Source organism: Mycobacterium sp. 3-98 (assembly GCF_035918355.1).
GTDB classification, from domain to species: domain Bacteria; phylum Actinomycetota; class Actinomycetes; order Mycobacteriales; family Mycobacteriaceae; genus Mycobacterium; species Mycobacterium intracellulare.
On sequence record NZ_CP142360.1, the window covers coordinates 3943592 to 3956204 of the forward strand.

General features: G+C 64.1%; 11 protein-coding genes and 1 pseudogene. 2 read left to right on the forward strand and 10 right to left on the reverse strand.

The window, feature by feature from the left end; all coding sequences use genetic code 11:
• Positions 1-91: 91 nt before the first annotated feature.
• The 8 genes from QGN30_RS18565 to QGN30_RS18600 are packed head-to-tail and all read right to left on the reverse strand — an operon-like array spanning position 92 to position 8495.
• Positions 92-1108, reverse strand: coding sequence for a PEP/pyruvate-binding domain-containing protein (locus QGN30_RS18565; protein ID WP_082278480.1), 1017 nt, complete (start codon positions 1106-1108; stop codon positions 92-94).
• A gap of 9 nt (positions 1109-1117) precedes the next feature.
• Positions 1118-1528, reverse strand: coding sequence for a Zn-ribbon domain-containing OB-fold protein (locus QGN30_RS18570; protein WP_038535494.1), 411 nt, complete (start codon positions 1526-1528; stop codon positions 1118-1120).
• Positions 1525-2661, reverse strand: coding sequence for a thiolase C-terminal domain-containing protein (locus tag QGN30_RS18575; RefSeq protein WP_038535492.1), 1137 nt, complete (start codon positions 2659-2661; stop codon positions 1525-1527). The genes QGN30_RS18570 and QGN30_RS18575 overlap by 4 nt, the downstream gene beginning before the upstream one ends.
• Before the next feature lie 13 nt (positions 2662-2674).
• Complete coding sequence (locus tag QGN30_RS18580; RefSeq protein ID WP_038535490.1) at positions 2675-4825, reverse strand: acyl-CoA dehydrogenase; 2151 nt, start codon at positions 4823-4825, stop codon at positions 2675-2677.
• A 19-nt stretch (positions 4826-4844) separates the two neighbouring features.
• Positions 4845-5453 (reverse strand): nitroreductase family protein, encoded by a 609-nt coding sequence (locus tag QGN30_RS18585; RefSeq protein WP_038535487.1) that lies wholly within the window; start codon positions 5451-5453, stop codon positions 4845-4847.
• Positions 5453-5818, reverse strand: a complete 366-nt coding sequence (locus QGN30_RS18590) for a DUF4286 family protein (protein ID WP_038538517.1) — start codon at positions 5816-5818, stop codon at positions 5453-5455. The genes QGN30_RS18585 and QGN30_RS18590 overlap by 1 nt, the downstream gene beginning before the upstream one ends.
• Before the next feature lie 59 nt (positions 5819-5877).
• On the reverse strand, positions 5878-6894 hold the full coding sequence (locus QGN30_RS18595; protein ID WP_042792282.1) for a hypothetical protein: 1017 nt from the start codon (positions 6892-6894) through the stop codon (positions 5878-5880).
• Positions 6891-8495: a PEP-utilizing enzyme gene (locus QGN30_RS18600; protein ID WP_232517826.1), complete on the reverse strand. Its 1605-nt coding sequence runs from the start codon at positions 8493-8495 to the stop codon at positions 6891-6893. The genes QGN30_RS18595 and QGN30_RS18600 overlap by 4 nt, the downstream gene beginning before the upstream one ends.
• A 238-nt stretch (positions 8496-8733) precedes the next feature.
• Between QGN30_RS18600 and QGN30_RS18605 the strand changes: the two genes are divergently transcribed.
• A complete protein-coding gene (locus QGN30_RS18605) occupies positions 8734-9654 on the forward strand; it encodes a TIGR03619 family F420-dependent LLM class oxidoreductase (RefSeq protein ID WP_042792280.1) in 921 nt (306 codons plus the stop codon).
• A 23-nt stretch (positions 9655-9677) separates the two neighbouring features.
• Here QGN30_RS18605 and QGN30_RS18610 read toward each other — a convergent pair whose 3' ends face one another.
• Positions 9678-10868: a cytochrome P450 gene (locus QGN30_RS18610; RefSeq protein WP_038535483.1), complete on the reverse strand. Its 1191-nt coding sequence runs from the start codon at positions 10866-10868 to the stop codon at positions 9678-9680.
• A gap of 166 nt (positions 10869-11034) precedes the next feature.
• On the opposite strand from QGN30_RS18610, the gene QGN30_RS18615 reads away from it, so the two are divergent.
• Entirely contained in the window at positions 11035-11625 is a 591-nt protein-coding gene (locus tag QGN30_RS18615; RefSeq protein ID WP_036473862.1) for a TetR family transcriptional regulator, read from the forward strand.
• 211 nt (positions 11626-11836) lie between these two features.
• Here QGN30_RS18615 and QGN30_RS25775 read toward each other — a convergent pair.
• Positions 11837-12463: pseudogene (locus QGN30_RS25775) on the reverse strand (spirocyclase AveC family protein); the annotation flags it as partial.
• Positions 12464-12613 lie beyond the last annotated feature (150 nt).

Here is a 12613-nt window from a genome sequence, read left to right on the forward strand (position 1 = left end):
ACAGCACCATCGTCCTTGGTCGTCGGCCACGTCGACCGGTCACCGGTGCAGTGGCGCAGGACATTTGGCGCGCAATCCTCGAAGTTCGGCCCTATCGGTTGTTCCAGACGGTCTCCGGCCTGGCCTGCAGCAGGTGAACCTCGCCGTCGGCGTCCACGGCCCACTCAACATCCACGGCGTACCCGGCGTTCTGCTCGATTTGTAGGGCGAGGCGTGCGACCTTGAGCAGCGTGTCGTCATCGATGCTGGGTACATCACCCTCGCCGGGGGCGAGATCGACAATTCTGACCGCCCCGTTTTCGTACCGATGAGCGCGAGTCTGGCGCGCAATCTTTCGCTTGCGCACGCACATGCGGGCCTTGTCGACCCAGGTGCTATCGGTTTCCACGTCGCCATTGACCACGCCTTCACCCAGGCCTAAAGCTGACGCGATATAGATCTGGCCACGGTCTCCCGTCACCGGCTCCAACGTCATCGTCACGCCCGCTGCGACTGCCGGCACCATTCGCTGAACAACGACCGCCATCGCCACGTCAACGGAAGCCACGTTGAACCGCCGGCGATACGCGATCGCCCGCGGTGTGTAAAGACTTGCCCAACAACGCACAACGGCCTCGAGCAGCGCGGGCGCACCCTCGATCCACAGATAGGTATCTTGCTGACCGGCAAACGACGCCTCGGCCGTGTCTTCGGCAATCGCGCTGGACCGCACCGCTACCGGCCCGCCACCCATCTGGGTGTAAGCGTCCACAACTTGGGCAGCGAGGCTCTCCGGCAGGGTGACTTGGTCGAACAGCGTCATGGTTGCCGCCGACCGGTCCCGGTCGGTGCCCGTCGTCGCCAGTGATTCCGCGATGCGTGGCGCGACTCCTGCGGCGGCAATGGCCTCGCGGTAGGCGCTCACAGTGACGGCAAACCCTGGCGGAACCGACAGACCTTGCTTGGTCAGCGCCCCGAGGCCGGTGGCCTTGCCGCCGACCTCGTGACTCAGCTCCGAAGTGCATCGGTGCAGCGGAAGAACATGCGTCGCCATGTGTTCCGGCCGGTGCGCACCTTCTGCCGAACCCCGGCGGTCAACCGCGCCGACGGGCTTTTGATCAGTTGTCATCGCGGGCGCCTACTTGATCACGAATTCCGGTATGCGATAACCGGTGTCACCGAGGTCGACGATGCGCATCTGCACCGGCTGCCCGATTCGCACGTCGGCTGGATCCGCGTCGATGACCGCGTTGATCCGCAAGCCCGGCTGCTCCACCAGTTCGACGAGCCCGACGACATACGGGGGCACCCGACCGGGAACGAGGGCCTGGCGCACGACGATGTAGCTGAAAATTGTGCCGTCCCCGCTGACTTCCTCGAAGTGCACGGGGCCACCGGTGTACCGGCTGCGTTCCAACGGCGGATGGATCCATTTTCCAGTGTCGTCGCAGCGGCACAACATCAACGAACCGTTCTTCAGACCCTCCCAGTAGGGCGCCGAATCGGGGTCAGGCACCGGAATCGGTGCCACCAGCGCTGGACTCGTCATGGCTTCTCCCTGCTGTAGACGTTGGCGCCGCCGAATGGCCCTCCACCGGCAGTGACCAGCGCGAGCTGGGCATCGTCGACCTGACGCACGCCGGCGGCGTGGCGGAGTTGCAGTGCAGCCTCGTAATGGTGGTTGAGGCCGTGAATGTAACCCTCGGACAGCAGCCCTCCGTGCGGGTTGACCACTACGTCTCCGCCGTAGGTGGCGCGCCCGGTCGAGAAGAACTTGCCGACTTCGCCTTTCTCGCAAAAGCCGAAGCCCTCCATGGTGGCCATCACCGTGTACGTGAAGCAGTCGTACATGCAGGCCACATCCATGTCCGACGGACTCAGGCCTGTCTTTTCCCAGATCTTGGGACCCGCTGAGCGGGAGTACATCTCGGTGGGGTCGTCCCACTCGCTCCAACCGGCGCCGCCCTGCGAATTCGACGATCCGACCAGCCACATGGGGGGCTGCTTGGTGTTGCGGGCGATGTCCTCCCCGACAATCAGCACCGCCACCGCACCGTCAACCTCGGATGTGCAGTCCAGTACCCGGAACGGCTCGTTGATCCAGCGGGCGGCGAGATAGTCATCCATGGTCAGCGGTTCGCGTCGCAGGGCGTGCTCGTTGGGCCCTGCGTGGCGTCGTTGAGTGATCGCGATCTGACCGAGATCCTCACTGCTTGAGCCGAACTCGTGCTGGTGCCGACGAGCCCACATGGCGAACCATTGCGGCGGCACCATGAAACCGGAGGCTGTGTCGAACTGGTCGTGGTGCTGGACCCGCATGGGTCCCTCGATGTGACCGAACCGATAGCCGGAGCGTCCGTTTAGCGACCGATACACCAACACGGCCTTGCACATACCGGCCTCGATGACCGCGGCAGCGGTGGCGATTTGGTCAGCCACGAGATTACCGCCGCCATACATCGCGTTGGCCCAAGCTAATTCGTCGATGCCCAGCGCCCAGCCGACGTAGATCGGCTGTTCGGAATCGTTGGCCATGAAAGTGCAGATACCGTCGACATCGGCCGCCGTGAGTCCGGCATCGGCGATGGCGTCGCGGCAGGCAGCCACGGCCATGCCGCGGGTCGTGCGGCCGGAGTTGCGGGAATACTCGGTACGGCCGATCCCGACCACGGCACAAACCATATGTCTCTCCGATCTACTTAGGTGCCGGGTCGCGTGGCAGGCCCAGAATGCGTTCGGCGACCAGGTTTCTCACAATTTCCGACGTGCCGCCCGCGATCGTCAGGCACCGGCTGAACAGATAGTCGTGTACGACATCGGGTTCCTCTCCGACCAGGATGGCCCGGTCGGCAATTCGCAGCGCCAACTCTGCCACCCGCTGAGCGTGCTCGGCTCCGAACAACTTGGCGATGTTGCCTTCGACTCCGGGTCCGGCGTCGAAGACGGCTCGGGCGGCCTGACGCAAGTTCAGGGTGGCCAAGGTGTAGGACTCGATCAGCAACGCACCGACCTCGCGGGCGATGCCAGTGTCGCCGGGCCGGTGGCGGGCCAGCAGATCGATCAAAGCGCCGGCGGTCATGGTGACCGAGCCGCCACCGATCGACACGCGTTCGTTGCCGAAGGCAGCCATCGCTACACTCCACCCGTCGTTCACACCGCCGACCACATCACGATCGGGCACGAAAACGTCGTCGAAGAAGACTTCGTTGAACAGCGTCTCGCCGGTGATCTCGGTGAGCGGGCGAATGCGCACAGCCGGGTCGGCGAGGTCGATGATCATCGCCGTGATGCCTTTGTGCTTGCGCACGTTCGGATCGGTGCGCACGGTGGCCAGACCGCGTTGGCAGTTCACCGCATCACTGGTCCACACCTTCTGACCGTTGACCACCCAGCCACCGTCGACCCGCCTGGCCTTGGTAGCAACCGCCGCGGCGTCCGAGCCGGCGCCAGGCTCGCTGAACAGCTGGCACCACCGCAGGTCGCCCTCCAGGCTCGGCCAGATCAGTCGCTCGACTTGCTCAGGGCTACCGTGTTGCAGCAGCGTTGGGACCACCCATTCACCGAGGCCGAGACTAGGTTTGCCCAAACCGTGCAGGGCGTCTTCGATGATCAGCTGCTCGACGCTGTCGGCGGCCCGGCCGTACGGAGTGGGCCAATGTGGTTGAAGGTAACCGCTGCGCGCCCAGAGCCTTTGGTGATCGTCGGCGTCGGCCGCCTCCAGCTCTGACCGGAAATCCAGTGCGGCCTGGCGATACTGTTCGGCGCCCTCGGGGAGGTCTACCGATTGGCGTCGGCGAACGCCGTCGCGTTGCAGCGCGATGACTCTGTCCCGCAACGCATCCTGGTCGCCGGCGAATGTTTGCAGAACGGTAGCCCGTCTGATGTAGAGATGAGCGTCGTGCTCCCAGGTGTACCCGATGCCGCCATGCACCTGCACGTTCTGCAAGGCCACCCGCTGATAAGCGGTCAACGCATGTCCGGCCGCCATGGCCGCGGCCAGCTCGGCCTCCGCACCATCGGCACGAGCCGCGTCCCAGGTAGCGGCGACCGCGAGTTCGGTGTCGACCAGCATGTTCGCGCAGTGATGCTTGACTGCTTGGAACGAACCGATAGGTCTGCCGAATTGCTCGCGGCCGGCGGCGTAAGCCGTCGCCATCTCGGTGCACGCGCTCAACCCGCCAACTGCCTCGGCTGCGGCCAGCAGTCGAAGGATCCGCCACGCCGTCCCGGCGGCACCCGGGAGGATTTCAAGTACCGGTGCCGAGTTCAGGCCGAGTACCACCACCGGGGCCAGCAGCCGATCTACCGATTCGATAGTCCGAACGCTGACGCCCTCACCGGCTGCCAGCAGCACCAGGTCGTCACCGGCGGGAAGCAAAAACAGGTCCGCACCTGACTCGGCCAATGCCGGTACCGCTGCGGCAGTGACCGCCGAATCGCGAACGACAGCACCGCCGTCGGTGCCGATCCCTGCGATCACGTCACCGGACACCAGCCGCGGCAACCACCGTTGCCGTTGCCCGTCCATCCCGGCTTCAGCGATCACCGCAGACACTACGACCGTGGGCAGGAAGGGTCCGGCCACCGCAGCGCGGCCCAGTTGCTCCAACACGATCGTCAGTTCAGGCAGACCGTAACCCTGACCGTCGAATCGTTCGTCGATATGCAGGCCGAGCCAGCCGGTGGAGACCATCTCTTTCCAGAGTCCGTCGGTGGACCACCAGCGGTCGCTCTTGTCACGGTCGAGCAAGATCCGGCGGGCGCCCGCGGTGCCGGCACGCCCGGCGACCATCGCGGCCGCTACTTCGGCGAGGGCGCGATGATCTTCGGTGATGGCCAATGGCATCAGCGGCTCTCCAATCTAGTCACCAAGGTGTGCCGAACCGCTCACGGCATGTCAGCGATGTGGCTGGACGGCGGCGAGGCGGTGCGAGCTTGCGTGCGGGCACACCGACATATACTGCGGCCATCGGGATCAGATTCTGCGGCAATTCCAACAGCTCTCGCACCTGGTCGACACCAAACGTGGTCATGCCGGTAGTCAAACACGAACCGTAGCCAAGGTCGGCGGCAGCCAGCAGCATATTCTGCACAGCCGGGTAGATCGACGGCGGCGCATAGATCTCCGGCACCCGGTCCGTGTCAGCGCATACCACGATGACCACTGGCGCCGCAGCGAAACCTCCTTGACTGCAACCGAACTCGAGGTCAGCAACCAATGCCTTGTCTTCGACGCTCTGCTTGACGAAGTCACCTCCGCCCGCGTTCCATGTTTCTGTCCACCACGCCGCGAGCAGAGCGCGGTTGCGGTCGTCGCGGACTACGATGAACGTCCAAGGCTGGGTGTTTTCCGCACTCGGTGCGTGCACCGCGGCGGCAAGCATCTGCTCGACGTCGGAATCGGGCACCTTGCCGTCCGGATCAAAACGACGACACGCGCGTTGAGCGTGGATGACAGCAAGTAAGTCGCCCACTAGCTATCCGCCAGAACGCGTTTGCCGCGTGGCGCCCATCCGTTGAGGGAGATGGTGGTCAGATCGAGCCACTCCCCTAGCGACAGCGTTCCGGCCATGACCCGTTTCAGGAATTCCGCCATCACGACGTCGGGTTCGTTGTCCAGCTCGTAAATCACCATGTAGCGGTGTGTCGGCGGCGGCAACTGAGCGGGCAACTCTTGGCCGTCCGGGACTTTCAGTTCGACGATGTCGTAACGCTGGGCGGCAACAACTCCCGGGACGTCGAGAACCTCCGGCAAGTGCTGAGCGTCGTACCACTTGTTGAAGGCGTCATCTTGACCCTCGATCGGGTTGGTGAGCGCTATGAACAGATTCGGAGCCACGTCGGATACCTTTCGCAACGGCCGGGATTACGTCACACTATGACAGTCAACTGTCATAGTCAACGCGGCGGCGGGTCGGTGAGACTCGATCTCTCGAGGTAGGCGTAGCCGGTCTCCCCGCCCCACGTCACCTCGGCCCAGCTGACGGTGTAGGCCTGCGCCGGATTCACCAGCCCATAGGGCAGGCCGTCGGCCATCGATAGCCACAGCGATGAGCAGACGGTGGCCTCGATAGGTTGACCGTCGAGCTTGCAGCCAAATTGCTCACCGTCGCGCTGCAACACCGCCGGCGGCGGAATCTCCTCCAGTGCCACGTGTCGCAGTGAACCGTCGGTGACCACGTAAGCACCCTGCAGCGTGATACGCCCGTCGCGGGCCCAATACCTGCAGAACCCGAATGCGCGGCCGCTGGGCATGACTCCCCCGGCGATGACGTGGCCGCCCCAGTCGGTGAGAGTGTCGGCCCCGCGTGGCCCACGCGAATGATCGCGCCAGCCACCACCGTCGAACGGGAAGGTCTCCGACCCCACGGTGACTTCGCCGACGACACGGGTGAGTTGCTCGTAGTGTTCTCTGGCCCAGCTCTGTTCGGCCATGCCGGCCCCCGAGTCGGTCAGTGGACTGGCCTCAGCGTCCCACACCGGAGTCACACCGTGCACTTCCAGATCCAGGCGGACGTGGGTCTTCGGCCCGTCGGGCAATGGTGCGGAGCGCATCGCGTCATAGGGAGACCGCAGACAGAATCCGTCAAAAGTAATGTGCCATTTCACGAACGGCTCTTCACACCGGAAAGCCAGATTGGCTCCCGCGGGCCGGCGCTCGGGCACAGTGCGGTGATACGCCCACATGGACAACACTCCCTGGTCCGCGGGCAGCGCGATGAGGACGCGGTCCTCCCACATCTCCCACATGTCGGCAACTGTGCCCAGATGCAGCCACATGCCGACATCGTGCCCAGGGTCGTAGGGCGTGAATAGCAGATTCTCGGTCCAGCCCGGCACCGGCGGGCAACTGGTCACGACTTGCTCTTTGGCCGCGGGCAGACCCGAAGAGAGCGCGCCCGGCTGCACGCTCACTTCTCCACCGCGGACCGGGACCGGGTCAGCACCGCGATCTCACCGGTGGAGCCGTCCACCCGCACGAGGTCGCCGCTGCGTAATGCCGTGGTGCCGTTGCCTGTTCCGACCACGCACGTGATACCGAGCTCGCGCGCGACGATCGCCCCGTGACTGGCGGGACTGCCGATGTCGGTTACCAGGGCACCCGCCAGCGAAACCAAGGCGGTCCAGCCAGGGTCGACGAACTTGCAGACCAGCACCTCACCGTCGTCGAGGGTGTCTTGGGATTCCGGGTCGACCACCACCCTTACGATGCCTTCGAAGATCCCTGGGCCTGCGGGTGTTCCGTGAATGACGGCATCCTCTGAAGGCGGCTCATTCGACCGCTCGATGGCCTCCGGCATCCCGGTGAAAACCGACGGCACCTCAAGGCGCCGGTACTCCTCGCGCCGGGTTCGGCGAAACTCCACCAATTCGCGCACGTTCGCGGGCAGCGGAGCCAGCAGTTCGTCCACGGTCAGGTAACAGGCGTCGTCAACCCGATCCAGCGTCCCGGCATCGACCAGCTCAGCACCGAACCCGCCGGCTGCCGCGCGGCATCCGTCAACGGCGGTCAAGAACGCGGCCTTGGTCAGTTCTACGGCTCGCACCTGAGCCCCCGTCGATGCCAGCAGGCGACGCACCAACAGGCGTCGCGCCGCGGGAAGCGTTGAGAGCAAGTCGGCCTCGGCTTTCCGGCGCGTCGCGGCTGCACGTTCTGCACGCACCGCCGGGCGGTCGGACTCGGGCCTGCCGCTGTGGGCGGCGGCCGCACGCAGGACCGCGTCTGGGTCCTCCCGCCACGAATGACCGATCACATTGCCCTCGTTGGGACCATGGAAACCGTGCCGAGAAAGAAACTCGTCTAACGTGATCCGGCCGTGCCCCAACGACCACACGTCATCGGCCAATTCGGTTTCGATCACGCCGCCATACCCGGCCAACAGCGCCGGCACCAGATCACCACGACCCGCCTTGACGGCAACCGATTCGACCTGTGCGCGAAACACATTGAGGATGAGACGAGTACGAACATGCACCCGCATCGCCGCACTGAACCGGTAGGAGGAATCAGTGAGCAGATTGCGCGGATCAGGCCATCGTCCAGTTAGTACGGTTGCCCGCCACCAGTCCATCTGGCGCTGGTGCAGGCGGCGCGGAGCAGACCGCGCTCGCGCCAGCACCGACGGCGCCTTGACGACGACTGCCGGTAACCGGCGGGGGTCGCTACGGGTCGGAGCCGCATCAGGCCGCACTGCGCCCAACAAGTCGCGTTCGAAGTCATCCCCGGTCATTCCGGGCAGCAACCCGGCGAGTTCGCGGGCGCGATCGACGTTCATAGCCTGTCTGCCGAAGAAGCAGGCTGTGCTCCACTGATTCGGGTCGTCGGGTACCCGAAGCGCCGATGACCCCAGCACTCCGAAGTCGTAGAGGCCGCCGCGGGAAGCGAACTCGACACCGGTCCCCCAGAGTGACCAGCACAGCGGAGAGAGGATGTCCGGCGTCGCTTCGCCAACGTTCGTCAGAGTCCAGAGGCGATCGGGTTCGCTTCTGCCCCGGATCGGATCGGTCAAGGGCACCTTAGGGCCGGTGTGCATGGTTCTCCTGGTCGTATCGCTTGACAGTAGACTGTCACAGTTGTAGTCGATTATCGCACTGGACGAGCCACTATGTCAGACGATCTGCATCTTCAAACGCTGGCCACTTGGATCTTGACGATTGGCAGCCGACTGTCATAATGATCGGGTCACGCTCTACGTGCCGTCGGATCATTCGGTCGGCGGTCCGCCACCGGCCCATGGAATCGGAGGGCGCAACATGAGATTCGCCGTCAATCTGCCGAACTGCATGCACGTCGCGGCGATCACGCAGCCGTGGGAACACCACCTCACCGGCGCCGACATCGCCCGAGTCGCTCAACATGCGGAGCAGTTGGGTTACTCGATGGTGTTCCTGCCCGAGCATTTCCTCACCTCGACTAGCCATCTCGAGTTTTCCGGTAACCACTATTTCGACGCGACCACCGCTCAGGCCTTTATTGCGGGCGCCACTTCGACGATCACGATCGGCTCGATGGTGACGATCCTGCCGTTGCACAACCCTGTCGTCATGGCCAAGGCGATCGCGACGCTCGACTGGCTCAGCGGCGGTCGGGCCCAGGCCACCGTCGGCGTCGGCTGGCTCAAGGACGAATACGACGCGATCGGCATTCCTTTCAACAAGCGCGGTCGCATCGCGGACCAATGTCTGGCCGCGATGTTCGAGTTGTGGGACAGTGATTCGCCGACCTTCGATGGTGAGTTCGTCAAGTTCAACGACGTCGCGTTCGGACCCAAGCCCATCTCCAAGCCCCACCCCACGGTGTGGATGGGCGGAGACGCCGACGCGGTGTTGCGCCGAGCGGCCAAATTCGGTGACGGCTGGGCACCGTGGCTGACCAAGCCCGACGAACTGCCGGCCAAGATGGATTACCTGCGCTCACAACCAGAATTCGATGATCGGCCGTTCTCCCTGTTCTACAGCCTGGCGGTGCTGTCCATTGGTGAAGAGCACGCCATCATCGACGATCCCAACGCGCAGTTTGGCCAAAATGCCCAGCAGGTGATCGACAACTGCAACATGCTGGCCGAGCGCGGCGTCACCGACACCTGGGTGAATCCGCCAGAGCTGGAAGGACTTAACGCCTACCTCGACCACATGCAATGGGTAGCGGAGGAAATAATCCCGAAGGTCGGCTGAGCCTTTGCGCGGCAGGCGCCAGATTACTGGCGCCGCGCCGACGGCGTGATGCACAGCGGTACCGATTGCAGGGACATCGTCCCGGTCGGCCACGGCATCTGTGGCGGCTTGCCCAGCGCAAGAGTGTATTCGGGGATGCGTGAGTGCCACTCCTCGAGGATGAGGCGGAGCTCGAGACGCGCCAGGTGTGAGCCGAGACAGCGGTGCGGTCCACGCCCGAAAGCGAAATGCACGGCCTTGCTGTCGAGATGGATCTCGTCGGCATCCTCGTATCGGCGCGGATCGCGGTCGGCGCTGCCATAACTGAGCATCACCGTGGTGTCCTTGGGCACGAACCTGCCTGCCACTTCCACCTCCTCGGTGGTGACACGTGGCGCGAACGGTACCGGGCCGTCGACACGCAGAATCTCTTCGACGAACGCCGGTATGAGTGTGAAGTCGTGCGCGATACGCCGGCGCATGTCGTCGTCGGCCGCCAGCCTGGCCAGAGAAAACCCAACGGCAGAGGTAACGGTGTCGAGGCCGGCCAGCACGAACATGAAGCACAGACCCAGGATTTCGTTGTCGGACATACCTCCTTCTTCGGTGTCCTGGATCAGCTGGGTGAGCATGTCGTCACCGGTCGCATCGGCGCGCCGCTCGGCGATGTGCTCGGTCAGATAGCTGAATAGTTCCAGCGCATGAGCCATCACCTCCGGGGTCGCCTCGGTGCTGCTCGGATCGGTGAACTGCAGAATCGCGTCCTTCCACTGCACCAGCCGGTCACGGTCGGCCATGGGCAGACCGAACAGTGTCAGAAAAACCTGCGAGGGAAACGGTGTCGCGAGATCGGGAACCACGTCGCACTCGCCGCGGGCAACAATGGCATCGATCAATTCGCCGGCCTGCCGGCGTAACTCGGGTTCACGCTCGGCCATCTTCTTCGGACTGAAGAAGGGGTCGAGCATGCGCCGGAAGCGGGTGTGATCTGGTGGATCGATCGCGATCGGTACCAACGGAACCGGACTTCCCAGCCGGTCAAAAGCCCTTGCCGAAGAGAAGATTTCAGGCTTCTTCGCCGCGAACTCGACAGCCTCGGCGCTGGTGAGCACAATCTCCTCGCCAGAGCTCACCGCCTCACCGGCCTCCCGCAGCTCGCGCCACGCGCGCGTGCGGTCTTCCGCGAAGGGCAGATCGTTGATGTTGAACGTTCCGGTTGTGCCGAGCTCGGTCATCGAGACGGAGATCCTCTCTACCCCGCGCCGGCCGGCGCTTGGGTCGTTTGACAGTCAACTGTCATAAATTGGAAGTATCGTTGGTGCAACGGCAGGTGTCAACGATGTGCCCTCACCCGTGATCGTTGTACTGTCAGGACAGTCGTACGCAGGAGGAGGTTGGGCAATGGCCCGGGGCGACCGATCACCGCGCGACGCGCACGCGGACCGGGTCCGCAATGCTCTGCTCAACGCCGCCCTGAACCTGTTCAGCACGAACGGGTACGACGAGACCACCACGGACCAGATCGCGGAGAGCGTCGGCGTCTCACCGAGAACCTTCTTCCGCTACTTCCCCACCAAAGAATCGGTGCTCTTCTTCGGTGAGTACGACTTCATCGACGCGGTCAGCGGCGTCTACCTGGCTCAACCGGAGAAGGCATCCGATTTCGAGGCATTGGCCAATTCGTTCGCCCTGCTGGCGCCGGGCCTCAAGCGCATCCGCAAAAGGATCGCGCAGTACCACGACGCCGTTGCATCGTCGCTGGTGCTGCTCGGCCGCGAGCGTAAAAACCATGAGGCCAACGCCGAGACCGTCGCCAAGGTGATCGCCGAACGACGCCGATTGCCGGCACCCGACAGCGAATGCCGGCTCTTGGCGGCTGTCGGCATGCTATTGGTCGAGCGCGCCCTCAACCAGTGGCTGTCAACACCGGGTCGCTCGCTTGATGATCTGATCCGCCAGGAATTCGCCGCGCTGCCCGCGGTCCTCAAATAGCCGTAACCTAACGATCGGCCATCCGGGTGCCATCGGGGCAATGCCGGGGCGTTCCCGGTCCGCAGTACTGGGTACGCAGATAGCTTGGATAGGTTTGAGTCGGACCGGCGTAGAAGCCGGCGAGGTTCACCGGCACGTCGTACACACCGATCGCCACCACGTGCAAAAATCCGGTCACCGCCAGCACCCTGAGCAGTCCTCTGATCCCTGGCCCGGCCCACCGCAACGTCTCCACGCCCGCCTCGACCCGGATTCTGCCGTCACGGTTGCGGAAAAACATCAGTGCGCCACTCGAACTCAGCACCAGCGACCACAGGATGGGGCCGTACAACGGAATCTGCACGGTCTGACCCGCCCACAACGTGACGCCGGGAATCGACGCCGGGTAGCCGAGCAGACCGTGGCGCACGGCAAAGATCTCGAGCGGGAACTCGATCACGTACACCGTGAGCCAACCGGCACAGAAGGTGCGGACGGGTCCTAAAGCCGGCCACCTGTTCCGGGCGCGACCCATGCCCCAGCGGGCGAGCGAGCCCATGGCCAGCGGCATCCAGACGTAGATCATTCCGACCATCAGCACAGGTTCGGCCATCAGTCGACCATCGGGGCTGAGCCAGCCGGGGATGTTCTGCGTCCAGTTGCCGAAGTTGAACAGCCCGGCGTTGTAGAACAGTGCCGGCTGAAACCAGTTGATCAACGGGTCGTGCCACCAGGCGATGGCCGAGCCGATCACGACGGCGGCCTCGACGCAGAGTTGACGCTCGCGGATGCTCTTGCGGACTACGTAGACGATCGCGATCAATGCCAGTATCGGACAGCCGATTTGGAAGGCGGTCATCGCCAAACGAGTGACTCTGGGGATCGGGTCCGGCCCCGGATTCACCGGTGTGGCATTGCCGGACACTATCCAAGAGATGTAGACGTAGGCGGCGATGACGACGAAAACCGCACCCACGCTCGACCAGAACAGCACCGGCCGAATGGTCGT